General features: G+C 70.6%; 21 protein-coding genes. 12 read left to right on the top strand and 9 right to left on the bottom strand.

Annotated features, from left to right (window positions below; all coding sequences use genetic code 11):
- On the bottom strand, positions 1-1323 hold the full coding sequence (locus tag ACFOY2_RS03300) for an ABC transporter substrate-binding protein (RefSeq protein WP_379526388.1): 1323 nt from the start codon (positions 1321-1323) through the stop codon (positions 1-3).
- 161 nt (positions 1324-1484) lie between these two features.
- Between ACFOY2_RS03300 and ACFOY2_RS03295 the strand changes: the two genes are divergently transcribed.
- Positions 1485-2192, top strand: a complete 708-nt coding sequence (locus ACFOY2_RS03295; RefSeq protein ID WP_379526387.1) for a FadR/GntR family transcriptional regulator — start codon at positions 1485-1487, stop codon at positions 2190-2192.
- 5 nt (positions 2193-2197) lie between these two features.
- Here ACFOY2_RS03295 and ACFOY2_RS03290 read toward each other — a convergent pair whose 3' ends face one another.
- A complete protein-coding gene (locus ACFOY2_RS03290; protein WP_379526386.1) occupies positions 2198-4483 on the bottom strand; it encodes a beta-galactosidase in 2286 nt (761 codons plus the stop codon).
- 116 nt (positions 4484-4599) lie between these two features.
- Here ACFOY2_RS03290 and ACFOY2_RS03285 point away from each other — a divergent pair, with 116 nt between their 5' ends.
- A complete protein-coding gene (locus ACFOY2_RS03285; RefSeq protein WP_379526385.1) occupies positions 4600-5805 on the top strand; it encodes a cytochrome P450 in 1206 nt (401 codons plus the stop codon).
- A 66-nt stretch (positions 5806-5871) separates the two neighbouring features.
- Here ACFOY2_RS03285 and ACFOY2_RS03280 read toward each other — a convergent pair whose 3' ends face one another.
- Complete coding sequence (locus ACFOY2_RS03280; RefSeq protein WP_379526384.1) at positions 5872-7086, bottom strand: cytochrome P450; 1215 nt, start codon at positions 7084-7086, stop codon at positions 5872-5874.
- Between the two features lie 95 nt (positions 7087-7181).
- Here ACFOY2_RS03280 and ACFOY2_RS03275 point away from each other — a divergent pair, with 95 nt between their 5' ends.
- Positions 7182-7823 (top strand): TetR/AcrR family transcriptional regulator, encoded by a 642-nt coding sequence (locus ACFOY2_RS03275; RefSeq protein ID WP_379526383.1) that lies wholly within the window; start codon positions 7182-7184, stop codon positions 7821-7823.
- Positions 7824-7862: 39 nt separating this feature from the next.
- On the opposite strand, the gene ACFOY2_RS03270 is transcribed toward ACFOY2_RS03275, so the two are convergent.
- Positions 7863-8852, bottom strand: coding sequence for a helix-turn-helix transcriptional regulator (locus ACFOY2_RS03270; protein ID WP_379526447.1), 990 nt, complete (start codon positions 8850-8852; stop codon positions 7863-7865).
- Between the two features lie 147 nt (positions 8853-8999).
- Between ACFOY2_RS03270 and ACFOY2_RS03265 the strand changes: the two genes are divergently transcribed.
- Positions 9000-10226, top strand: a complete 1227-nt coding sequence (locus ACFOY2_RS03265) for a WD40/YVTN/BNR-like repeat-containing protein (RefSeq protein ID WP_379526382.1) — start codon at positions 9000-9002, stop codon at positions 10224-10226.
- Positions 10227-10581: 355 nt separating this feature from the next.
- Positions 10582-12327, top strand: coding sequence for an SMI1/KNR4 family protein (locus tag ACFOY2_RS03260; protein WP_379526381.1), 1746 nt, complete (start codon positions 10582-10584; stop codon positions 12325-12327).
- 96 nt (positions 12328-12423) lie between these two features.
- On the opposite strand, the gene ACFOY2_RS03255 is transcribed toward ACFOY2_RS03260, so the two are convergent.
- On the bottom strand, positions 12424-13323 hold the full coding sequence (locus ACFOY2_RS03255; protein WP_379526380.1) for a hypothetical protein: 900 nt from the start codon (positions 13321-13323) through the stop codon (positions 12424-12426).
- Between the two features lie 166 nt (positions 13324-13489).
- Between ACFOY2_RS03255 and ACFOY2_RS03250 the strand changes: the two genes are divergently transcribed.
- From ACFOY2_RS03250 to ACFOY2_RS03240, 3 genes are all read left to right on the top strand, one after another.
- Positions 13490-14386 (top strand): aldo/keto reductase, encoded by an 897-nt coding sequence (locus ACFOY2_RS03250; RefSeq protein ID WP_379526379.1) that lies wholly within the window; start codon positions 13490-13492, stop codon positions 14384-14386.
- 27 nt (positions 14387-14413) lie between these two features.
- Positions 14414-15442, top strand: coding sequence for a hypothetical protein (locus ACFOY2_RS03245; RefSeq protein WP_379526378.1), 1029 nt, complete (start codon positions 14414-14416; stop codon positions 15440-15442).
- Between the two features lie 79 nt (positions 15443-15521).
- Positions 15522-16187: a hypothetical protein gene (locus ACFOY2_RS03240; RefSeq protein ID WP_379526377.1), complete on the top strand. Its 666-nt coding sequence runs from the start codon at positions 15522-15524 to the stop codon at positions 16185-16187.
- Positions 16188-16192: 5 nt separating this feature from the next.
- On the opposite strand, the gene ACFOY2_RS03235 is transcribed toward ACFOY2_RS03240, so the two are convergent.
- Positions 16193-17626 (bottom strand): amidohydrolase family protein, encoded by a 1434-nt coding sequence (locus ACFOY2_RS03235; RefSeq protein WP_379526376.1) that lies wholly within the window; start codon positions 17624-17626, stop codon positions 16193-16195.
- 152 nt (positions 17627-17778) lie between these two features.
- Here ACFOY2_RS03235 and ACFOY2_RS03230 point away from each other — a divergent pair, with 152 nt between their 5' ends.
- Genes ACFOY2_RS03230 through ACFOY2_RS03215 form a run of 4 tightly spaced genes read left to right on the top strand, consistent with a single transcriptional unit; the run spans position 17779 to position 20969 of the window.
- Positions 17779-18939: a CaiB/BaiF CoA transferase family protein gene (locus tag ACFOY2_RS03230; protein WP_379526375.1), complete on the top strand. Its 1161-nt coding sequence runs from the start codon at positions 17779-17781 to the stop codon at positions 18937-18939.
- On the top strand, positions 18936-19751 hold the full coding sequence (locus ACFOY2_RS03225) for a citryl-CoA lyase (RefSeq protein WP_379526374.1): 816 nt from the start codon (positions 18936-18938) through the stop codon (positions 19749-19751). Before ACFOY2_RS03230 ends, ACFOY2_RS03225 begins: the two co-directional genes overlap by 4 nt.
- Positions 19744-20610, top strand: a complete 867-nt coding sequence (locus tag ACFOY2_RS03220; RefSeq protein WP_379526373.1) for a DODA-type extradiol aromatic ring-opening family dioxygenase — start codon at positions 19744-19746, stop codon at positions 20608-20610. The genes ACFOY2_RS03225 and ACFOY2_RS03220 overlap by 8 nt, the downstream gene beginning before the upstream one ends.
- Positions 20607-20969: a hypothetical protein gene (locus tag ACFOY2_RS03215; RefSeq protein WP_379526372.1), complete on the top strand. Its 363-nt coding sequence runs from the start codon at positions 20607-20609 to the stop codon at positions 20967-20969. Before ACFOY2_RS03220 ends, ACFOY2_RS03215 begins: the two co-directional genes overlap by 4 nt.
- A gap of 160 nt (positions 20970-21129) precedes the next feature.
- Here the strand turns inward: ACFOY2_RS03215 and ACFOY2_RS03210 are convergent, their stop codons facing one another.
- The 3 genes from ACFOY2_RS03210 to ACFOY2_RS03200 form a co-directional block, all read right to left on the bottom strand.
- Positions 21130-21930 carry an IclR family transcriptional regulator domain-containing protein gene (locus tag ACFOY2_RS03210; RefSeq protein WP_379526371.1) on the bottom strand — a complete coding sequence of 267 codons (801 nt, stop codon included), beginning with the start codon at positions 21928-21930 and terminating at the stop codon, positions 21130-21132.
- Between the two features lie 145 nt (positions 21931-22075).
- Entirely contained in the window at positions 22076-22528 is a 453-nt protein-coding gene (locus ACFOY2_RS03205) for a hypothetical protein (protein WP_379526370.1), read from the bottom strand.
- 73 nt (positions 22529-22601) lie between these two features.
- Complete coding sequence (locus ACFOY2_RS03200; protein ID WP_379526369.1) at positions 22602-24212, bottom strand: GMC oxidoreductase; 1611 nt, start codon at positions 24210-24212, stop codon at positions 22602-22604.
- Positions 24213-24216 lie beyond the last annotated feature (4 nt).

Here is a 24216-nt window from a genome sequence, read left to right as displayed (position 1 = left end):
TCACGCGGCCTTCTGGTACGCGGCCACCGCGGCCTTGATCGCGTCGGCCGCCGTGCGCTTGCCCTGCATGGCCTCCAGCGCGGGGCCGCCGAGTGCCTCGATGAGCACGTTGAGCTTGGCGTTCTGGTAGAAGGTCGGGCTGTCCTTCGAGGCCGGGCCGTACACGTCGAACAGCCGCTGGCCGCCCAGGTAGGCGTCCTCGGTGTCCAGGAACTCCTTGTCGGCGTAGAGCGAGCGCAGCGTCGGCAGGAAGCCGCCCTTCTGGAAGCGCAGGAGCTGGCCCTCCCTGGTCAGGTACGTCTGCTTGAGCAGCTCGGTCGCGGCCTTGGTGCCGGGTTTGTCCTTCAGCACGGCGAAGCCGGTGCCGCCGAGGCTGGAGCTGATGTGGCCGCCCGCGGCGAAGCGGGGCAGGTTACGGATGCGCCAGCTGCCCTTCTGCTCGGGCACGTTGGTCTGCAGGCCGTAGACGTTGTACCAGTTGGGCATGACGGTGGAGATGAGCTTGCCGCTCTTGAGCGCGGCGGTGTTGGGCGCGCCGTAGGGGTCGGGCAGCGCGAGCAGGAAGCCGCTCGCGACGCCCTTGGCCATGAAGTCGAGCACCTCGACGGCCTCGGGCGAGTCGAGGACGAGGGCGCCCTTGTCGTCGAAGAAGGCGCCGCCGCGCTGCAGCAGCAGTTGCAGGAACTGGTCGGTGATGGCGACGTTGTCGCCGGTGCCGACCATGCCGAGCGACTTGCCCGTCTTGTCGTGCAGCTTGGCGCCGAGCCGCGCGAGTTCCTCCCAGGTGTCGACGTCGTCGGGGATGCCGTGCTTGTTGTACTCGTCCTCGCGGTAGTACTGCACGCTGAGGCAGGTGTCGGACTCCAGGGCGTACACCTTGCCGTCGATCGTGTACGGCGCGGTGCGCAGCAGGTCCTGCTTGACCGGCGCCACGATGTCGTCGAGCTCCTGGAGCAGCTGCTTGCCGATGCCGCCGGTCATGACGCGGGGGAAGAAGCTGACGATGATGCCGATCAGGTCGGGCGTGCCCTTGCCCGCCGCGCCCGCGGAGATCATGCGGGTGATGACGGCCTCTCCGTCGGCCTGGGTGACCTTCAGCGTGTAGTCGAACGTCCCGGAGCCGGCGGTCAGCCGGCGGGCCGACTCGGTGAAGGTCTTGACGTACCCGGGGTCGTGCGTCCAGAAGTCGAGCTGGACCTTGCCCGAGGTGACCGCCTGGCCGCCGCCGCTGCCGCCGCACGCGGTGGCCAGGGAGGAGGCGAGCAGGCCGCCTCCGAGCATGACGGTCCGGTTCAGGAAAGCGCGCCGCGATACGCCGGTCATCAGGGACTCCTTTAGATATGTCCGGTTCGAGACCTGACGTGCAGCATGCCGACCGTGGCGGCCCTGTGTCAACGATTAAGTACTATTACTTTTTACATTAGTATGCTTTGCGACAATCTGGAGTGGCTATGGCGGGCGTGCGCGCGTGGGATGATTCCGGCATGGCGGAGAACGGTAGATCCGGCGCCCATGAGCGGGTGGTGGTCAGCCTCGGGGCGGCGATCGTGGGCGGCGAGCTCCTGCCCGACGCCGATCTTGACGTCGCCGAGCTGCAGAACCGCTTCGCGGTCAGCCGGACGGCCGTGCGCGAGGCGCTGCGGGTGCTGTCCGCCAAGGGGCTGGTCGGGGCCCGGCCCAAACGCGGCACGTTCGTCACGCCCCGCGAGGAGTGGTCGCTGCTGGACGCCGACGTGCTGCGCTGGCGCTTCGAGAGCCAGAACGACGAGACGTTCCTCGACGAGCTGGGCGAGGTGCGGCAGACCGTGGAGCCCGCGGTGGCCCGGCTGGCCGCCCTGCGCCGCACCGACCGCGACCTGGCCGACCTGGAGGACGCGCTGGCCGCCATGCGGGCGGCGGCGGGCCACGAAGCCTCCGACCAGGTCGCGGCCGATCTCGCCTTCCACCGGGCCATGCTCAAGGCCGCCCACAACGAGCTCATGGCCCAGATGGCGATCGTGATCGAGATCGGGCTGCGCCTGCGCGACCAGTTCGTGCACGCGAGGCTGACCAGCGAGTCCGCCGACCAGCACGCCGAGGTGCTGCTCGCGGTACGCAGGCAACGACCGAAGGCGGCGGAGAGCGCGATGCGGGCGCTGATCGAGCGCTCGATCGATGACGTGGGCATCGCCAAGGAGCTGCGCGCCCGCTGACGCGCTTACCGCAGGATGGTGCGGGTGACGCGGACGAACCGGGCCGAGCGCAGCTCCAGCGTGCCCTTCGCGGCCCGCACCTCCGGCGAGAGGTGCACCGGGGCGTCCTCGGCCATGGGCAGCAGGCGCAGCTCGATGACGCCGTGCTCCAGCAGCTCGGCGCGGAAGCGGCGCAGGCCGATCTCCCACGGCGGGCCGTACCAGAACTGGTCGGCTACCAGGCGCCCGCCGATGGAGGCGCGGCCCACGTCGCCGGACCAGTCGAGGCGCAGCAGGACCTCGTCGTCTCCGGCCAGGAGCTCGGGCGGCACGGTGACGCGGTGGACGGCGGCGTCGGCGAAGTCGGCGTCCACGGGCGCGGAGGCCCGTCCCGAGGCCGCGTCGACGACCGGGCGCCTGGGCGGGCCCGCCTTGGCCGTCTGCTCCACGACGGCCGGGGCAACGCTCTCCCCCGGCAGCTCCACCTCTTCCTCCAGCGGTGGGAAGGTGCGCAGGCGGCCGGGGGCGCCGCCGTACAGGACGAGCCGGTCGCCGTCCACGACCGCGGGCCAGGGGCTGAGGATCAGCCGGTCGGCGCCGCGCACCCGGCCGCGGGTCGCGGTGAGCGCGCTCTCGGCGTCCAGCACCAGCACCCGCGCCGCGGACCCGTCGGCGGCCGTGACGGTCAGCAGGCAGTCGGGCCCGGGGGTCAGGCCGGTGACCACCACGTCGTCGGCGTCGCGCGTCACGGCGCACGGCCCCTCGACCGTCGCGCCCCCGTCGAAGACCAGCTCGACCGGGATGCCGGGGACCTGGGCGAGCACCACGACCGGCCCGTCGAGCGTGCACACGGGCTGCGCCGTCGCGGTCAGCAAGGTACTCGCGCCGACCGGACGGGCCAGCGGCCAGACGAAGAACGCGCCGGACGGCACCGTGACCGGCGTCCTGGGAACCGTCAGCTCCCGGCCACCGACGGCGACGGAGAAGCGGACGCCGTCGTGCGCCGGCAGCGTCTCGACGGGCTGGTGGTTGTTGACGAACAGGAATCCCGAGCGGCCGTCGGAACGCACCGACCAGCGCAGGGACGTGCGGTCGGCGGTGTCGCGGGGCGCGTCGTCCGGCATGGTCAGCGTCATCGGGGCCAGGTCGGCGCCGTCGGAGTCCAGCCAGAGATGCAGCAGCCGCAGCCGCGCGTAGGACTCGCGGAACTGCCCGAACTCGCCAAGCGGCGCCTGGAAGTCGTAGTTGATCATCGGGCAGTCGTTCGGGTAGCCGGTGGCGTGCGACTCCTGCAGCGTGGTCAGCTCGCCGATCTTCTGCGAGGCGCCGTGGTACATGTAGTAGCCCTGCCACACCGACCCGCTGCCCAGCTTCACCAGCGACAGCGCGGCCACGTCGGCGGCCGTGACGATCGGGCGCCGGTGGTAGGAGGTGTACATGCCGCCGCCCAGCTCGCAGGTGGCGAACGGGTAGCGCGCCAGATGGCTCTCGTCGGCCCCCGCGACCTCGGTGGTGCGCAGATCGGCGCCGATCGAGTCGTCGTCCCTGCCGGGGCCGAAGAAGTAGTGGGCCCGGCTCTGGCTCGGCCAGCCGTCGTGCGCGGTGTCCCAGGCGGCTTCGGCGTACCCGCCGAACAGCGGGATCACCTCATCGGGCGGCAACTGGGCGTGGCCCCAGCCGGTGGCGGTCCACAGCGGGGCGTCGATGCCGGCCTCCTTGGCCATGCGCTTGAGCGTGACGAGGTGGCCGGGCTGGTCATACAGCTCGTTCTCCACCTGGACGGCCACGATCGGGCCGCCGTCGCGCCTGGTCAGCCCGGCGAGCTGGGCGCCGATCCGCTCGAAGTACGGCAGGACGAGGGCCAGGTAGCGGGGGTCGTCGGTGCGCGGCACGCAGTCCTCGGCCAGGAGCCAGTCGGGGAACCCGCCGTTGCGCGACTCGCCGTGCCCCCACGGGCCGATGCGCACCACCGCGTCCAGCCCGGTTTCCGCGCAGGTCATCACGAAGCGGCGCAGGTCGCGGTCGCCGCTCCAGTCGTAGCTGCCGCGGCGCTCTTCGTGCAGGTTCCAGAAGACGTACGTGGCGACGACCGTCACGCCGCCCGCCCGCATCTTCAGCAACTCCTCGCGCCACTCCCGCGCCGGGTAGCGCCCGTAGTGGAACTCGCCCATGACGGGGAACCACGGGCGGCCGCCGCGCCACAGGTTGCGCGAGTCCGCGGCGATGGCGTCGGGGGCCTCCGGAGGCTCGCCGGTGTCGAGGTGTCCGGTCAGGGGCGGCTCGGGCGTTCCAGGTACGACGACTCTCAGCACGGGAGGAGATGATACTACAACTTTTCTAAAAAATACTACTTATTCTAAGGCGATTGCCTTAATTAAGGCAGCCGACTTAGAGTCAGGAGTACTGGTCGGCGACTCGAGGGGACGGCATGACCGAGACCATTCCTGACTACCCGTTTGACCGCGACACGGCGCTTGAACCGCCGAAGGAGTGGGCCGAGCTGCAGGCCCGCTGCCCGGTGGCGCACGTGCGGCTGCCCAGCGGCGACACGGCCCAGCTCGTGACCCGCTACGACGACGTGCGCACCATGCTCACCGACGCACGCTTCCGCAGGGGCGGGCAGGACGCCGCCCGGCTGTCCACGACGGACGACGGCGGCCTGTTCGCGCGCAACGGCGACAACACCACGATGGAGGGCGAGGGCCACCTGCGCTGGCGGCGGCTGCTCACCCGCTCCTTCACCATGCGCAAGATGGAGCTGTGGCGGCCCCGGGTGCAGCAGATGGCCGACGAACTCGTCGACGACCTGGTCAAGTCCGGCCCTCCGGGGAACCTGTCGGCCAAGCTGGGCCTGCCGCTGCCCGTGCGGGTGATCTGCGCGCTGGTCGGCGCCCCTGCCGAGGACCAGGACAAGTTCGCGTACTGGTCGCAGGTCATGCTCACGCTCACCCGCTACACCCAGGAGGAGGTGGAGCGGGCCTACGTGGAGTTCAACGCCTACGTCTCCGACCTGGTCGAGCAGAAGCGGGCCCACCCCGGGGACGACCTGCTCAGCGAGCTGACCCAGATCTCCGACACCCAGGACGGGCGGCTCAGCCACGAAGAGCTGATCACCACCGTACGGTCGCTGCTGCTGGCCGGGCACGAGACCACGTCCAACATGATCGCGATCATGACGGCGATGCTGCTGGCCGACCGCGAGCGCTACGAGGCGGTGATCGACGACCCCGACCTGATCCCCGGCAGCGTCGAGGAGGTGCTGCGGCTCGACACCACGCTCAGCGTGATCGGCTTCCCCCGGGTGGCCACCGAGGACGTGGAGGTATCCGGGACCGTCGTGCCCGCGGGCAGCACGGTCATCCCGGCGCGGCCGGCGGCCAACCGCGACCCGCGCAAGTTCGCCGACCCCGAACGCTTCGACCCGCGCCGCGAGAACGCGGCCCAGCACCTGTCGTTCGGCGTGGGCGCCCACTACTGCCTCGGCCAGCCGCTGGCCCGCCTGGAGCTGCAGGTCGTGCTCGGCACGCTGACCCGCCGCCTGCCGCAACTACGGCTGCGCGACGACGCCGACGACCTGCGCCTGCGTACCGGGCTGCTGTCCGGCGGGCTCCAGGACGTATGGGTCACCTGGTAAGGAGCGGTTGCAGGCGGGCTTCGCCGACGTGTCGATCCGGCAGATCGGCGAAGCCGCCGGGCCTGTTCAGGACGACTGGCCGAGGATGACGGGGAGGCGGTGCACCCCGTAGATCGCCATGTCGGTCCGCAGCCGGATCTCCTCGTCCGGCACCGCGAGCGCCAGCCCGGGAAAGCGGCGGAACAGCGCAGGGTAGGCGATCCGCATCTCGATGCGGGCGAGCTGCTGACCGATGCACTGGTGGACGCCGTGCCCGAACGCCAGATGCCCACCCGCCTCCTTGCCCAGGTCGAGCGTGTCCGGATCGTCGAAGCGGTCGGGGTCGCGGTTGACCATCGGGATCGAGATGGTCACCGTCTGCCCCTTCTTGATCGTGACCCCCTCGATCTCGACGTCCTCCAGGGCCGCCCGCTGGGCCCCGAACTGAATGATCGCGATGTGCCTGAGCAGCTCTTCGACCGCCCCGTCGACCAGGCCGGGATCGGCCTTGAGCGCGGCGAGCTGCTCGGGGTGCCGCAGCAGGGCCCAGGTGCCGATGGCGAGCATGTTGGCGGTCGTCTCGTGGCCGGCGATCAGCAGGAGGAGCCCGATGGAGAACAGCTCCGTGTCGTCCAGCTCGCCGTCGGCGATCAGCCCGCTGAGCAGGTCGTCGCCCGGCTCGGCCCGCTTGGCGGCGATCAGGCCGGTGAAGAACGAGGTCAGGCCGTCCCGCGCCGCGTTCTTGTCCTCCTTGTCCCCGTCCAGCTTCAGCAGTTCGGCGGTGTTGCGCTGGAACTCCTCCCGGTTCTCATACGGGACGCCGAGCAGCTCGCAGATCACCAGGGACGGGATCGGCAGCGCGAAGTGCTCGACCAGGTCGACCGGCGAGCCGGCCTTCTCCATCGCGTCCAGGTGGTCCTCGGTGATGCGCTGGATCCTGGGGATCAGCCGGTTGATCTTGCGTACGGTGAACTGGCCGGTCAGCAGGCGGCGGTAGCGGGTGTGGTCCGGCGGGTCGTGGCGGAGGAACCATCCGGGCGGGGCGGGCCGGCGCAGCAGGTCGGCGCTGACGTGCTCGACCGGCATGTGCCGCAGCTCCTGGCGGGCGCTGAAACGCGGGTCGGCCAGCACGGCACGCGCCACCGCGTGCCCCGTGACCAGCCATCCGAGGTGGCCGCTCGGGTAGGCCATGGGGTGCAACGGCCCTGTGGCGGCCAGTTCCCGCAGTTCGCGGGGCGGGTCGAAGGGGGTGTCGCGCTCTGTCGGAAGCGAGACCGGACGGCTGCCGGATTCCTGGGTCATCACCTGCGCTCCTTTTCCTGGGGGACGGGAGTCAGTAGACACTCTCTCTAAGTAGAGACTCTATACTATTAGTGGCTGCCTACTATGATGCGGCCATGGGAGAACCGACCGGGCTGCGGGAGCGCAAGAAGCAGCGCACGCGGCGCACGCTCATAGAGACGGGGCTACGCCTCTTCGACGAGGCCGGATACGAGGCCACGACAGTCGCCGACATCTGCGCGGCGGCCGAGCTGTCACCCGCGACGTTCTACAAGCACTTCCCCGCCAAGGAGGACCTCGTCTTCCACGAGCAGCTCGAACGGCTGGAGGCGGTCCGCGACCTCATCACCGGCCGCCACCCGGGAGAGTCGCTGGAGTCCCTGCTCCGGCGCTGCATCGCGATGGCCCAGGACCCCGACCGGTGGATCCTCGGCCCCCACGCAGGAGGGCTCATCCAGATCCGCTCGCGCCTCATCACGACAGTGCCGTCGCTGCGCGCCATCACGCTGCGATGGCTGTTCGACACGCAGCACGAGTGGGCGCAGGCCCTGGAACGGGCCTTTCCCGAGGAACTTGACGACATCACCGCACACGCCATCATCGGGGCACTGACGGGCGCCGTCGTCAGCGCCTCACTGGCCAACCTCGCCAAGGGCCCGGACGCCGCCCCCATACGCGACGTCATCGAACGCGCCGCCCAAACAGCCCTGGCGGGCCTCCCCACCCCGGCCAAAACATCCCACCGCTATCAGGAGTGACCTTGCCCGACCAGGAGACGACAGCCGCCATCGACGCGTTCACCTGTTGTCGTCGTCCCACCAGCCGCGCCGGGCCGCGAGCAGGCCCGCCTGGAAGCGGGTGCGTGCCCCGAGCCGATCCATCAGCTCGCTGACCCGCCGATGCACCGTCCGCAGGCTCACGCCGAGCTGGCGGGCCACGGCCTCGTCCTTGAGCCCGGCGGCGAGCAGCGTGAACAGCGCCGGGTCCGGCAGGCTCTCGGCGGCGGACGGCGAGAAGGACTTGGCCGGCAGCGGCAGCGACGATCGCCACAGGACCTCGAAGAGGGTGACGAGGGCGTCGAGCAGTGTCGAGGAGTGCACGATGACCGCGCTGTCGGCGTGGGCGGAAGCGTCGGTGCTCAGCGGCAGGATCGCGCTCTTCCTGTCGGCGATGGCCAGCTTCATCGGTACTTCCGGGCTGATCCTGGCCTGCTCGCCGGCCGTCACCGACTCCTGCGCCAGACGCAGCTTGCCGGGGATCTCCAAGGCCGCGACGTCGTAGATGCCGCGTACGACGAGGCCGTGCGCGAGGCGTTCCATCTCGGCGACGTTCTGCTGTGTGGGGTCCTGGGCGTACGGGGGCCGGTCGAGCACCAGGAGCTCCTGCGTCGCGGTCTGCTGGAGCTGGGTGAACCGCTGCACCACGGCCGCCTGTCCCTGCACCACCTCGACCAGTTCCTCCGGGGCCAGGTTCTCGGTACGGGGCGTCTCGGCCAGCATCGCCAGCGCCGCCAACCGGGCCTGGGCCAGCCCCTCCTCGCGCCGGGAGATGAGGGCGGCCACGGCGACGTCCGGCCTGGTCGGCACGTACCGAACCGGGCGTCCCGCCATGCGGCTCACCAACCCCAGCGCTTCGAGCCTGGAGAAGACGCGGCGCAGCCCCACGGCGGTGCGCCCGGTGTGGGCGGCGAGCTCGGGGAGGGTGGCGCGCGGGCGGCGCAACAGGTCCCGGTAGATCCGTTCGTCCTCGGCGTCGACTCCGACGGCGGAGAGCGCGTTCTCATCCATGGCGGTCACGATCCGCAAGCATGTCAGATTCACGCAATGTCATAAAGCTGCCAAGCCATTGGCTAGCCCGGACGATCCGCTTCCCGATAAGACGGGACACGGGACCTTCCGACGTCCCACCTGGCACAGCCTTTCGGGGAGGCAGTTTTGAAGAAGGTGTTCACCATCGGACTCGTGGCCGTGGTCACGGCCCTGTCCGCCGCACCCGCCGTCGCGGACGGCGTCCCGGCCGCGGCACCCACCGTGAACGACGCCCCATCCGACGCTCCGGCCGACGCGGCCGACGCGCCATCCGACGCACCCGCCGACGCACCCGCCGACGCGCCCGCCGCAGAGGATGGTCCCGCCTCCGCAGAGGGCTTCGGGTGGCAGCCGTCCTGCCGGACGGTGAACGGCGACGGGTCGGTGACGTTCACGCGCAACGAGGGCAAAACGATCATGCCTACCAGCACGTCGCTGCAGCCGGTCGCCTACACCACCGGGCTGGTGGCCCTCGACCGTCCCAACCAGTTGTTGTCGCTGTCGAACAACCTGCTGTCGAAGTCGAACGACTCCGGCTGCACGTGGACGCCGGTGAGCAAGGTGACCGGCTCGCACGTCGAACTGGTCGCCGCCCGCGGCAACCGGGCCTACGCCTGGGACCGCGAGGGCACGCTCGCCCTCGCCACCCCCGAAGGCGTCACCCCCCTCACCTCACCGGCCGACGAGATGGTCGGGCTCGGCACCGACCGGTTCCGCGGCGACCACCTGCGCGTGGCCGACGGGGACGGGCAGCTGTACGACTCCAAGGACGGCGGCCGCACCTGGCGGCGCACCGGGGCGCCCGCCTGGCCGCAGAGCGACCTGCTGATGGTCTACACCGCCGCCTTCGACCCGTACGACATCAACCACGTGATCCTGGGCGGTTCGAACACCGGCGCCCGCGTCACCCACGACGGCGGACGCACGTGGACCGCGCCCAAGGGGCTGAGCGACCGGGTCAACGTGTTCAGCGCCAAGATCTCCCCCGCCGCGCCGAACGTCGTGTACGCGATGGGTCTGAACCTGAAGGAGACCGGCACGGGCGTGCCCTCCGACGGGCGGCACATCTACCGGTCGACCGACGGGGGCCGCCGCTTCACCCCGGTCGTGGTCCAGGGCGACGGGATCACGCTCGCCAACGGCCCGCTCCTCGCTCCCCACCCGACGGATCCCGGGGTGCTCTACTTCGTGTTCGGCACGGGGTGGTCGGGGCTCGGGACGGACATCTACCGATACGACGCCCGCAGGAACCGCGTCACCTCCCAGCACAACTCCTACGACCGGGTCACCTCCATCACGTTCAACGTCATGAACCCGCAGGTGATGTACCTGGGCGTGGCCGAGGAGGTGTAAACCCGCCGCCTGACCCATGCCTCCCACTCCGCCGGGGGGCATGGGCCGGCAGGCGGTGAGCCTTCTGCGGCCAGGAGGTGAGGAGCAGAGGCTTCGCGGCCGCCGAAGTGCGCGGGAGGACCGCGCATCGCCCTTTCGTATGAGCACTGCCCGGACAAACGAACCCCGTGAGGACGGCCGCGCGGCGTGGCAAGCCGTGCGATGATGTTGAGTGTGCCTCATGAAGTGCCCCGATACAGTGGCTGAAACCCGCCATTCGGCAAGGCCTGTTCAGCGGTGCCATGATCCGCTAAGGTGACCCGCATTCACGGGCGGGAGGGAGAGCGCGTTCCCGGGGCGAGGGGTGGGGGCAGGCGTGGTTGACGATGTGCTCCGGGCGATGGCCGAGAAGATCGCGGCGGGTGCGCCGGAGGGGTGGCGGCGGGCCGAGTTGCACGCGTTCGCGGGCGACGACGGCTGGTCTGGGTACCGCGGCGTCACCTTCGAGTCCGACGGGCGATCCAGGCGTCGCTCGTCCGTGTCCGGTGAAGGCTCCAGGCGCCGCTCGCCGAGGTCCGTGCAGCAGGATCCCGAGTCCGCGGGCGACGGACAGGCGTCGGAACACGCTCTCTCGGATGCATCCGACGACGGCATCAACATGCATCAGGAGCTGCGCGAACTGCACGAACTCGTCGGCGCGACGAGCGACCACCTGACGATCGAGCTGGTCGTCGAGGCCAAGGGCCGGTACGAGGCGGTGCTCAGCGAGGCGTTGGAGCGTGACGACGACGGATACGGGTTCCTGTACGTGCTCAGCCCCGACACGCTCCCGGCCGAGCCGGGCACGTTCCAGCGCGAACCAGGAGATCTCCGGCCGACCGGCGACCCCAGGGAAGCGGTCGAGCTGATCGGGGCGTACCTGCGCGAACGCGACCGGGTCCTCGGCAGGGACACCTACGCGCCGCCGCCCGCGCTGCCCTCGGCGCAGCGCTCCTGGCTGGAGGGGCGGTTGCCGTGCCGGCTTCCCGACGACCTGCGTGCCCTGTACGCGCTCGTGGACGGCGACGGCGGCCAGGGCCTGCTCGACCAGCACCCCTGGTTCGGCCTCGAAACGCTGGAGAACCACTCCCGTCCGGAGAACCGGTGGTGGTCGGCCGGCCGCCGCTGGCGTCACCACCTGATGAGCCCGCTCATCACCAGCGTGGGCCCGCCGCAGGCCGTCCGCAGGTTGTCGGACCATCCGCGGTGGATCCCGTTCGCCACCACCACCCTCGGCGACTTCCTCGCCGTGGACATGGCACCGGGCCCCGGCGGGCGGCCCGGCCAGGTCATCCGCATGGGCCTGCACTACGACGACGGCCCGGTCTACGTCGCCGACTCGGTGACCGCCCTGCTGCGGCGGCACGTCGCCGCCCTGCGGGCGGGGGCCTTCCGGGTGGAAGAGGGCGAGCTCCTGATCGACCTCGGCGAGCAGCCGTACGAGGAGTCGCGCTCGCTGAGGGTCGCCGGCGCGGACGCCCGGTCCTTACGGGGCCTGCACCCGGGCATCGAACGACTGTCGGTGACCAACGCCCCCTGGGTGGATTTCGCATCCGCCCGCGGCGCGCCCGCGCTGTTACAGGTGACCGTGGACAACTGCCCGGGGGCCGACCTGGCGCCACTGCGCGACACCCCGCTTGAGCTGCTCGACCTGGCCATGGACGGCATCGATCTGGGCCCCCTCGCGGGCCACACCACGCTGCGGATGTTACGGCTGCGTACCGAGCGTTCCGTGGACCTGACGCCGCTGACGTCGTGCCAGCGCCTGTACGGGCTGGACCTCTCCCAGGCCGCCATCGCCGACATCAGCGTGCTCGGCGAGCTCAAGAACCTGCTCTACCTGCGGCTGCGGCGCGTGCAGTGGGAGGAGCTCTGGGAGCGGGCCGGTCACCCGGCGGGGCTGGCGGCGGCCGGGCTGGCCGACGAGCCACGCCGGGAGAGGGCCTGGTGGTGGTCGGCCGATCGGGCCTACCACGCCCGCGAGCCGTCGTTGCGGACGGCGGCCAAATGGGCGAACGACCTGGCCGGGCAGACCGCGGACGTGCGATTCCACACGGGCAGGTTCACCCGGCCACGGCGCTGATCACATCACCGTCCGGCGCGTCCGGGCCGCCTCGGTTCCGAAGATCGCGGCCGGGACCCCTGGTTTCGACGTTCGCGTCCTGCGGTTCCGCGGTGATCAACCTCGTGTCGAGATGAGGTCCAGGGCGCGCTGGTGCTGTTCCGCGGACGGCCCCCTGGTCCAGGTGATGCCGGGCAGGCCGTCGGCGAGCATGCGCGCCATGACCGCCGACATGACGTCCGACGGCTCGGCGTAGGCCATGTGCGGGCGCATGGCGCGGTATCCGGCCAGGACGCGGCCGTAGTCGTACATCAGGGTGTTGGTGAAGCGGCTGCGTTCGGCGTCGGCGCGCTCCAGGCCCGCCACGAACTCGGGCTCCGGCTCCTCGATCACGGCTTTGTAGACGTCGAGCCGGTTGCGGATCTCGCCGGGCGCGGCGTGGCTGTGGGCCTCGTCGTACATCGCGCGTACGTGCTGCGGCTCCTCGGTGAGGATGGTGAGCATGCCGTAGCCGCCGTCCTCGTCACCGTAGCCGCCGACGTCGCCGTCGACGCCTTGGGCGCGGGCCGCGTTCATCATCGCGCCGGTGAAGCCGTACTTGTCCATGCCGTCGACCGGCTCGTCCATCCACTCGTCGTCGAGGTGCAGCACTCCCCCGGTCTCCGCCGCCGCGGCCCGGTCGATGAGGTGGCGTACGGCGCCCGCCGGGTCCTCGGCCGCCCCCGGCCCCAGCGCGGCGAACTGTTCGGCCAGCAGGAACAGCGAGATGACCATGGACGGGTTGTAGACCCGCAGCACCCCGGCCTCCCGGTGCGGGCAGACGGTGCTCTCGTCGTCGTAGGCCTCGAGCCCGGCCATGAAGGCCTGCTCCTGCTCGTCGGTGAGAATGAGCTCCCAGGCCCACTTGCGTTCGACGTGGAACTTGTAGAAGTCCTCACCCGCGAGCGGGTCCCGGAACTTCCACCACAGGGCGACGCCGACAACAAGGACGACGATGACGCCTAAGGCAATCCACATACGTATCCGACTCCTTTCCTTTTCTAGGAGAAAAGGTGGATCGTAGCGGTGAAGATCCGTTCGCCTCTCGGAAACGGGAGAAACGGTCAGGGTGACCCCCCGGAAGGGCGGCCGGCGTGCCCATGGCATGATCGTCTGAATCCGTCGCATCGGAAGGAGCGGGACGTTGCCCGACGACCAGGAGCGCCGCATGCCCGGTAGTGACAAACCGCTGGAAGCGGTCACGCTGGGCACCTCCGGGCTCGGCGACGAAGCGCTCGCGCGGGCGCTCGTGACCGGCCGCTTCCGCCAGCTCGACACCTCCAACATGTACGCGGAGGGCCGCAGCGAGACGGTGATCGGCCAGGCTCTGAAGCAGGCCGGCGGCGAGGTGACGATCTTCTCGAAGGCGGACCGGGACCTCGCCACGGGGGTGTTCGACGGTGACCGCGTCATGCGCTCCTGGGAGGAGACGACGTCCAGGCTCGGCGTCGAGACGCTGCCGATCTACCACCTGCACGACCCGTTCACGATCACGGTGCGCGAGGCGATGGCGCCCGGCGGGGCGGTGCCCGCGCTGGTGTCGCTGCGCGAGCAGGGGCTGGTCGGCGCGATCGGCATCGCCGTCGGCGGCGGCACGATGGTGCAGGACTACATCCGTACGGACGCCTTCGACGCGGTGCTGACCCACAACCGCTACACGCTGGTGGACCGGCGCGCCGAGGACATCCTGGACCTGGCCGCGGAGCGGAACATGATCGTGTTCAACGCCGCGCCCTTCGGCGGCGGCATCCTGTCCGGCTCGCCCCGGCACGCCGCCACCTACGGCTATCGGCCGGTCTCGCCGGAGTTCGCCGCGCACGTGGAGCGGATGCGGGAGCTGTGCGCGCGCTGGGGGATCGGCCTGGCGGCGGCCGCCCTGCACTTCTCGCTGGCCGAGCCGCGTATCCACAGCACGGTCGTCGGGATCTCCTCGAAGGAGCGGCTCGCCGCGCTGGACGCCCTCGTGGACACCGTGATCCCCGACGGCTTCTGGACGGATTCGGCCTCCCTCGGCACCCCACCGCCGTCCCCGATCGACTGACGCTCCCCGCCGCCGGGCGAGCGGCCGATGAAGGCGAACTGGGTGGTGTCGGTCGGCGGCCTGGACACCGCCGCGGCGAACAACTACCGCAACTGGGTCAGGCTCGGCTACTACGTCTTCGCCGGCGACGGCAGCGTGGTGACGAACTACTGGACCTGGAACCTCGCCGACCAGCCGGAACGCATCGACACCGTGACCGCGGACTGCACCGGCGACGTCCCCGACTGCGCGGTCAAGACCGTCGAGGGCTTCCCCGGCGACACCATGGGCGGCTTCCAGGGCACCTACGGCTACACCTCCGACGGCCGCCTGCGCATCACCTGGACCAAGGACGCCACGGGCGCGGCCCGCGACCCGCTCACCGAATACTGGAACCTGACCACCGGCCTGGCCGGCGACACGGTTGCCCGGATGACCAGCCCCACCTACTACAGCTCGCCGGTGCAGATCCCGCCGCAGGGCGTCTTCTCGGACTATTCAGCCAGCTTCGGCATCGGTTTCGGCAGCAACGCGGGCCTGGGCAGGGAGACCCGCGCGACGATGAGCCGGCTCGTCCGCGACGCCCGCTACAACGCCCGCACCTACACCGGCACGTTCGTGGTGGCGAACCGGGGCGCGGTGACCCGGCAGAGCACCGGCGGGAGCTGGTGGTTCGGCTCAGGCACCCAGACGCCCGGCGACGCCAACTACGGCAACCCCTGGCAGGTCTGCGCCAACCAGCAGTGCATCGGCTGGAACCAGCACAACTCCTCGTGCGACTGCGGCTCGGCGTTCCCGACCAAGAACCGCATCCGCTACATCGCCGAGGTCGGCGGCGGCCGGCGCAACACGGAGTGGTACTGGTGCCAGTGCCTGGCCCAGGGCCGTCCGTGTTACCGGGCGAACTCGCACCCGCGCCCGCTGCTGCAGGTCGTCGGCGACGACGGCGTCTTCCAGGGCTGGGTGGGCGTGGAGGCGTTCACGCACGTGAACGCCTCCACCCTGCGGCCGGACGGGGACCTGGCAAGCGGCTACTTCGGTGTGTTCGACATGGTCCAGCCGAGCCTGCGGCCGTAGCCGGACGCGTTGGGCCGACGCTTCGCAAAACAATGAAGCGTGACGGTACGGCTACCGACACGGACTAACGTGCACCTTCATGACGTACGGCCCGCAACAGCCCTCATACAACACCCCATATCCCCCACAGCAGCCCGCCTCCTACGCGCCACCGCAAGCGCCTGCCGTGGTGATCGACGTCGGCGGCGATGCCAAGGTGAAGGCGCTGATCGGCGGCTCCGTCTCGGGCGTGATCGGGATCTTCGTGATCTTCTCCGCCCTCACCGGCCAGACGACCGGCGGCCTGGGCACCGCGGTCGTGGTCATCGTGCTCGGTCTGATCTTCCTGGGCATCGGCCTGCTGCCGCTCATCGCGTGGAAGAAGGTCGGCAGGCCGCGCCGGCTCGTCTTCGACGCCTCCGGCGTGCGCTGGGACGACCCCGAGGGCAAGCCGTGGTTCGCCCAGTGGACCGAGCTGGCCGGGGTGGGCATCTCGCGGACGAAGCAACGCCGCGTCAAGCCGGCCGACTACCTGTTCCGCAAGACGATGGTCCGCCTCGACCTCTTCCCCGCCGACCAGGGCTTCCGCTCGCGCCACCAGGACATGGAGCACCTGTGGGAGTTCCACACGGTCAAGAACGGCTACCGGCTGCCGCTCGGCTCCAACCCCAAGTACATCCCGGTCATCGAGCGCGCGATGCGGCAGTTCCGCCCCGCGGCCTACCTGGGGGTCAAGGACGAAGGCTTCATGGTCGGCCTGGTCTGAGCCGGTCAGCGCGTGTGGGTGGAGGAACTGCGGTAGTCGGTGTAGGTGTACGGGTTGTCGAGGAGCTTCGCATCAGGGATGTCCGGGTTCATACCGCTCACCCAGGCTTCCTCCCCCATCGCGGCCCGCAGGTACTCCACCGTGCCCTCCACCTGCCGCCGCGCCACCGCGAGATCGACCCCGAGCAGCCGGTGCTCGTGCTTGACGACCCGCCCGTTGACCAGCACGGTGTGCACGTCGCCGCGCTGAGCCTGGAACGCCACGTGCCCGAACGGGTTGAGCAACGGGAACGAGACGGGCGACAGATCATTCTTGATCAGCACGAGGTCGGCCTTCTTGCCGGGCTCGACGACGCCCAGGTCGTCGCGGCCGAGCGCGCGGGCCCCGCCCCGGGTGGCCCACTCGACGACGTGCTCGGCCCGCAGCCCGGCGTGCGTGATCGTGGCGCCCTTGGCGTGCGCCTCCAGGTGCTCGCGGGAACGGTCGGCGCCGAGGGTGGCGCGCATGGCCGAGAACAGGTCGCCGCTCCACCAGACGCTGGTGTCCATGGACATCGACACCGGGATGCCGTGGGCGCGGACGGCCCACGTGGGCGGGTAGCCCTGGCCCGCGCTCTGCTCGCTCTCCGTCGAGACCGAGATCGAGCCGCCGGTGGCCGCGATGCGGTGGTAGGAGTCGGCCGACAGCGAGGCCGCGTGCACGTAGATCGTCTCCGGCGTCATGAAGCCGTGGTCGTACATGAGCCGGATGCCGTCGTCGCCGGTGGCGCCCCACACCCCGGCGTGGGTGGTGACGGCGGCACCGAGTTCCCGCGCCACCTCGAAGGCGGGCCTCTCCGGGAAGGCCGGGTCGCCCAGCACGTCGAAGGCGATCTGGAAGCCGAACAGGTCATCGCCGGTGACGCGCCTGCGGACGAAGTCTCGGAACTCGGGCGCGGCCGTCCATTCGGCGGGCGGCTGCTGGATGTTGCCGTAGGCGAGCACGTACCGCCCGGGGACGGCCTGGAGCGCGTCGGCGGCGGCGTCGGCGTGGTCGACCGTGCGCAGCCCGTGTGACCAGTCGACGACCGTGGTGACGCCGGCGTCGAGGGCCTCGATGGCGGCCAGCGTGTTGCCCGCGTGCACGTCCTCGGGCCGGAACAGCTTGCCGTGCTCCAGGTAGAACCAGACGAAGTACTGGGTGAGCGTCCAGTCGGCGCCGTAGCCGCGCAGCGCCGTCTGCCACATGTGGCGGTGGGTGTCGATCATGCCCGGCATGACGATGCCGTCGGTCGCGTCGATCTCGACGGCGTCCTGCGGCACCGCCAGCTCCGGCCCGACGGCCGCGATCGTGTCCCCCGTGACGAGCACGTCCGTGCGGGGCAACACCCGCCTGCCGTCCATCGGCAGCACCGTGCCGCCGCGTAGCACCACGGGCCGTCCGGTCGCGAACTCGCTCATCGCTGAACTCCGATCTCCCCGAACGACCGTCCGCCCACCGGTCGTCCTCTTCACGTTCCACGCAGACCTGTCAACCGTAGCGCCGAATGTGCCAGAATCGCGAACACGGACACTCGTCCGTACAGCGAACGCAGGGCGCGGAAGGGGAGAGCGTGAACGCAGGTCCGCTGTCCGGGGTGCTGGTGGCCGACTTCTCCAGGGTCCTGGCCGGACCGTACGCCACGATGTTGCTGGCGGACCTCGGCGCCGACGTCGTCAAGGTCGAAGCCCCCAAAGGGGACGACACGCGCGCCTGGACGCCGCCCGTCCGCGGCGAGGCGTCCACCTATTACCTCGGCGTCAACCGTGGCAAACGGTCGATCGTGCTCGACCTGCGCGACGACGGCGACGCCGAGGCGGCCAGGGAACTGGCCCGCCGCGCCGACGTCCTGATCGAGAACTTCCGTGCCGGCGGCCTGACCAGGTACGGGCTCGACTACGCCTCCGCGCGCGCCGGCAACCCCGGCCTCGTATACGCCTCCATCAGCGGTTTCGGCTCGGGGGCAGGGGCGCGGGTGCCCGGATACGACCTGATGGTGCAGGCCATGTCCGGGCTGATGAGCCTCACCGGCGACCCGGACGGGCCCGCGTACCGGGCGGGGATCTCGGTGTTCGACGTGATGGCCGGCAACCACGCCGTCATCGGCATCCTGGCCGCGCTGCGCCACCGCGAGGCCACAGGGCAGGGCCAGCACGTCGAGGTGAACCTGCTGTCGTCGGCGCTGACCGGGCTGGTCAACCACAGCTCCGCCTACGTGGCCGGCGGCGTCGTGCCCTACCGGATGGGCAACGCGCACCCGAGCGTGTTCCCGTACGAGCCGCTGCCGACCGCCGACGACGACCTCATCGTCACCGCCGCCAACGACGGCCAGTTCCGCAAGCTCTGCGAGGTGCTCGGCATCCCCGAGGTCGCCGACGACCCGCGCTTCGCCCGCAACGCCGACCGCACCGCCAACCGCGAGGAACTGCGCCCGATCCTGGTCGCGCGGCTGGCCGCGCGGGGCGCGGTGGAGTGGTTCGAGCTGCTGGTCGAGGCCGGGGTGCCGAGCGGGCCGATCAACACGATCGACGGCGGGTTCGCCATGGCCGAGCGGTTCGGGCTCGACCCCGTCGTGGAGGTCGGCGAGGGCGAGCGGGCCGTGCCGACGACGCGGCACCCGATCCGGTTCTCCGAGACGCCCGCCGGCTACGCGCTGCCGCCACCTGAGCTGGACGAACACGGCGCGGAACTGCGCGCGTGGCTGGCCGGGCCCGCCGAAGGAGAGCGTCCGTGAGCGACGAGCGGGACTATCCGACGGCGCTCGGCGCGTCCTCGCGGGAGTCGATCACGCTGCTCGGGCAGGACCTGGCGCGCGAGGTGATGGGCGAGGTGGGGTTCGGGGAGCTGGCGTTCTGGCTGGCCACGCAGCGCCGTCCCGAGCCGGGCGAGGTACGCGTGTTCGAGGCGGTACTGGCCGCCCTGGCCGACCACGGGTTCACGCCGACCGCGATCGTGACGCGGCTGACGTACCTGTCAGCGCCCGACTCCGTCCAGGGGGCCCTGGCCGCCGGGCTGCTCGGCGGCGGCTCGCGCTTCCTCGGCGTCACCGAGGACTGCGGGCGTTTCCTGCACGACGTGCTCGCCGCGTGCGGCCCGCTCCCGTCCGACGACGCCGGCTGGGACGCCCTCGCGCTGGATGCCGTACGGGAGCGGCGCGCGGCGGGCGGACGGATCCCCGGCCTGGGCCATCACGTGCACAAGGACGTCGACCCGCGCACGCCGCGGCTGTTCGCGATCGCCGCCGAGGAGGGCCTGTACGGGCCGCACCTGTCGCTGTTCGCCGCCATCGGCCGCGTGCACCCGAAGGTACTGGGCAGGACGCTGCCGCTCAACGGCGCCGGCGTCTGCGGGGCGGCCCTGGCCGACCTGGGGCTGCCGCTGGAGCTGCTGCGCGCGTTCGCGCTGCTGGCCAGGACGGCCGGGCTCATCGGCCAACTCGCCGAGGAGCTGCGCAACCCGGTCGCCCACGACATCTTCCTGTCCGTCGACCTGAACAACCGCTCCATCCCGCCCGAGCCCCTCGCCGACGGAGGCACGCATGGCTGAACTCGTCGCGGTCATCGCATCCACCCACCACCCCTTCTACTACCGGGCCAGCACCTCCGCCGGCGAGGACCGGCCGCCGTTCGCCGACGAGTGGGTGCGCAAGGTCGAGTCCTTCCGCGAGACGCTGACCAGGGCCAGGCCCGATGTGCTGGTGATGGTCGGGTCCGACCACTTCCACCAGCTCTGGCTGGACAACATGCCGCAGTTCCTCATCGGCAAGGCGCCCTTCTACGACGCCAACTGGTACAACGAGGAGCGCGAGTTCGGCCTGCCCAGGATGTTGTTCACCGGACAGGAGGACCTGTCGGCCCACATCCTGCGCGAGGGCCTGGACGCCGGGTTCGACCTGGCCTTCTCCAACGAGCTGCGCATCGACCACTCGATCACCTGCCCGATCGTCACCCTGCGCCCGCAGAACGACCTGCCGATCGTGCCCGTCTACACCAACATCTTCGCCCCTCCGCTGCCACGGCCGAAACGGTTCGTGCAACTCGGCAGGACCATCAGGGAGTTGGTGGAGTCGTGGCCGTCGAACCTGCGGGTGGCGGTCATCGGCACCGGGCACCTGTCGCTGGAGCTCGGCGGGCCGCGCCAGTTCGGGCCGCACGGGCCCGACCCGGAGTTCGACCGCAGGGCCGTCGAGTGGATCTCCTCGGGCGACATCGAGGGCTGCCTGGCGGAGGTCACCCTGGACAGCCTGTGGGAGCCGGGCAACGCGACCCACGGCTTCATGGACTTCATGCTCATGATGGGCGTGGCGGGAGAGGGCAGGAAGGCCGACTACGTCGACACCTACGACCTGTTCCACACCATGGAGGCGTACTTCACCTGGTACCCGAACGGAGGCGGACGGGCGTGAGCAAGTATCTGCTGAACAAGTTCCTCTTCACCGTCGACCGCGATCCTGACCTGGTCGAGCGCTACCGCGAGCAGCCGCAGGCCACGGTCGAGTGGTGGGAGGCCGAGATGGCGGGCGCGCTGCTCAACTGCCACAGCGGCGAGGCCACCACCTGGCTCCGCTTCGACGACGACGAACGCGCGGCGCTGACCGGCCACGACTACGTGCGGCTGTTCGAGCTGGGCGCGCACCCGTTCCTGACGCTCACGCTGTTCATCGCCATGTTCGAGCGCGACCACGCCGAGCCGCTGACCTTCCAGAAGGAGTACGCGCGCAAGCTGGGACACTTCGCGCTGCCCTACCCGGACATCGCCACGTGAGCAGGACTCAACACAGACTCAACATCTGGCCGTCTACCTTCCTGCTGGCGCGATGGCCAAGTGGCGGGGCTCCAGCGCGAACTGCAAGAAGTTCACCTTCACCCCCTACTGGCGGGACAAGGTCTCCTCGTTCTGGGCGCGCGGTAGTCGCCGGCCCCGGTCAGGACACCGTGACGTGGGGCACGGCCTCGCGCATCGCCCAGTCGGCGCTGATCGCGCTCGCCGTCTGCAGCAGCAGCGGCAGGTGCTCGCCGGTGAGGCGCTCCACCGAGGTCTCGGCGGCGTGCGCGTTGACGTTGATCGCCGCGATCACGTTGCCGAGGCCGTCTCGCAGCGGCGCGGCCACGCTGCGGATGCCCAGGGCGAGCTCCTCGTCGGTCAGCGCCCACCCCTTGGCCCTGACCTCGCGCAGGGCCGCCTCGCGCGCGGCGCGGTCGGGCCGCCGGCGCGGCTCGACGCCCGAGCGGCTGGGCTCGGCCAGGACCCGGTCGACGTCGGCGGGCGGCAGGGCGGCGAGCAGCACCTTGCCCAGGGAGGTCTGCATGGCGGGAAAACGGGTCCCGATCTGCACCGACAGGGTGACGATCTTGGGTACGGCCACGCGGGCGACGTACACGATGTCGGACCCGTCGAGCTGGGCGATGGACGACGACTCGTGGGTCTGGGCCACCAGCCGCTCCATGTGCGGTCTGGCCATCTCCCACAGCCCCATCGAGCGCACGTACGTCACGCCCAGCTCCAGCACCCTCGGCGTGAGCGCATAGCCGCCCTGCTCGCTCCTGGCGTAGCCGAGCTCCTGGAGCGTGAGCAGGATGCGGCGGGCCGTGGGCCGGGCCAGCCCGGCCGCGGTCGCCACCTCCGTCAGGGTCATAACGGGACGGCCCGGCCGGAACACCTTGATCACGTCGAGGCCGCGCGCCAGCGCCTCGATGAAATCGGGCCCGGTGTCGGCACGTGCCATGGAACGCCTCCCCGCTCGGTCCTCCGCCGATCTGACTTTAGACCGTCGCCGAGATTCGTCCGCACAGCGGCCGGCGGGCCGCCCGGTTGCGGGCGTTTCGAGGCGCAGCGGGAAGCGTTCCGATCGCCAAGCGGACTGATGTCCGTCAGCGCTTGTACTCGGAGACCGGGCCGCAGTAGCTGAGCCCGATCGGGGTGTTGCTGAAGCGGCACACCTGGACGACCACGCGGTCGATGGCGGCGACCCCGGTCGCGTCGGACAGGGACAGGGCCACCGGGACGGTGCCGTCGTCGGCCTTGACCGTCTCGGTGTCGACGAGGGTCGTGCCGTTGTAGGCGCTGAAGGACGCCCTGGAGTACATGTCGTCGATGGCGCACGGCGAGTTGACGCCGCCGTCGGTCAGGTCGCCGGCGACCCGCACAGCAGGCCTGACGACCGGGCCCTCCACCCACTCCAGCGTCCCCTCGGTCACGCCGCGCTGACACTGGTCGCCGGAGTCGGCGTGGAACTTCACCGGCGCCTGCGCCGTCGCGGGCTGGGCCGCCAGCAGGCAGGCCGCGACCACGGCGGGTAACACCGCCCAAGCACGTGAACGCATGACATCGACCTTCCTCGTGAGGGGATGGATCCGGCTCACCATCGTGAACCACGGATGTGAGATGTGCCAGCCCTCACAGGTCGGTGGCGATGATCTTTTCGATGTTCCGTTCGGCGAGCGCGGTGATGGTGACGAACGGGTTGACGGAGGTGTTGCCGGGGATGAGCGCGCCGTCGATGACGTACAGGCCGGGGTAGGCGGTCAGGCGGCCGTAGTTGTCGGTGGCCTTGTTCAGCACGGCGCCGCCGAGCGGGTGGTAGGTGAGGTGGTCGCCCCAGACCTTGTAGACGCCGAACAGGTCCGTCCGGTAGATCGTCCCCTCCTTGGAGTTGATCTTGTCGAAGATGGACTTGGCCATGTCGATCGACGGCTGTTTCCAGGCCGTCTGCCAGCTCAGCTCCGCCTTGCCCGCGGCGGCGTTCCAGGTGAACTGCGCCCTGTTCGGGTTGTTGGTGATCGACAGGTAGAACGAGGCGAACGTCTCGATGCCCGTGGGCAGGGGCGCGACCTCGGCGAACGCGCCTCCGGCCGCCCAGTTGTCGATGCCGCAGCAGGGGATGGCCGACTGGAGGCTGCCCGTGGGGTCCCACAGGTGGTTGGCGCGGCCGCACATGACGTTGCCGTTGTCGCCCCAGCCCTTGCCGATCTCACCGTTCAGGTTGGGCAGCGCGCCGGTCGCCTTCAGCTTGACCAGCAGCTTGCTGGTGCCGACGCTGCCGGCCGCGAAGAAGACCCGGTCCGCCGTCACTGACTTGGTGGCCGTGACGGCGCCGGTGGTGTCGAGTTGTTCGATGACGACGCGGTAGCCGCCTCCCGAGGCGGGTGCGACCGTGGTGACGCGGTGCAGCGGCGAGACGGCGACCCGGCCGGTGGCCTTGGCCCTGGCCAGGTAGGTCTTCTGGAGGGACTTCTTGCCGTGGTTGTTGCCGTAGAGGATCTCGCCGGCCAGCGCCGACTTGGTCACGGTGCCGGCCGCCTCCTGCTCCATGTAGTCCCAGTCGTACACGTCCGGGACGAAGACGAACGGGAACCCCGAGCGCTGGGCGTGTTTGCGGCCGACGCGGGCGTACTGGTAGCAGTCGGTGCCCTCGAACCAGGCCGGGTCGATGGTGCCGACGCCGAGGCCCGCGTTGGCGCGCGGATAGTAGACGTCGTACATCTCGCCGGCGTTCACCGAGGGGAGGATGGCCGGGAAGTTCTCGCGCCGGGGCGTGACGGCCATGCCGCCGTTCACCAGCGAGCCGCCGCCGACGCCGCGGCCCTGGTAGACCGTGATCCCGGCGAACTCCTCCGCGTCGAGCACGCCGGTGTGGCGGGGGATGTCCCGGTCGATCGGGAAGCCGAGGAAGTAGTTGAGCGGGGCCTTGGTCCTGGTGCGCAGCCAGTAGGAGCGGTAGTCGGGCTCGCGGGTATTGCAGAAGATCTTGCCGTCGGAGCCGGGCGTGTCCCAGGCCATGCCCATCTCGACCAGGTGCACGTCCACGCCCGCCTGGGCCAGTCGCAGCGCGGCCACGCTGCCGCCGTACCCGCTGCCGACGATGAGGACGGGCACGCGGGCGCCGTCCGGGATCGGGGCCGTCGGGGCCGCCGTGGCGGGGCCCGCGAGGGCGTGCTGGCCGGCCACGGCCCCGATGACGGAACCGGCTCCGGCGATGAAACCACGGCGCGAGATGTCGTGACCCATGAGC

This window comes from Nonomuraea purpurea, assembly GCF_042650645.1.
Classification (GTDB): Bacteria; Actinomycetota; Actinomycetes; order Streptosporangiales; family Streptosporangiaceae; genus Nonomuraea; species Nonomuraea purpurea.
The sequence above is the reverse complement of the archived record's forward strand: the minus strand, read 5'-3'. Positions and strand labels throughout refer to the sequence as shown.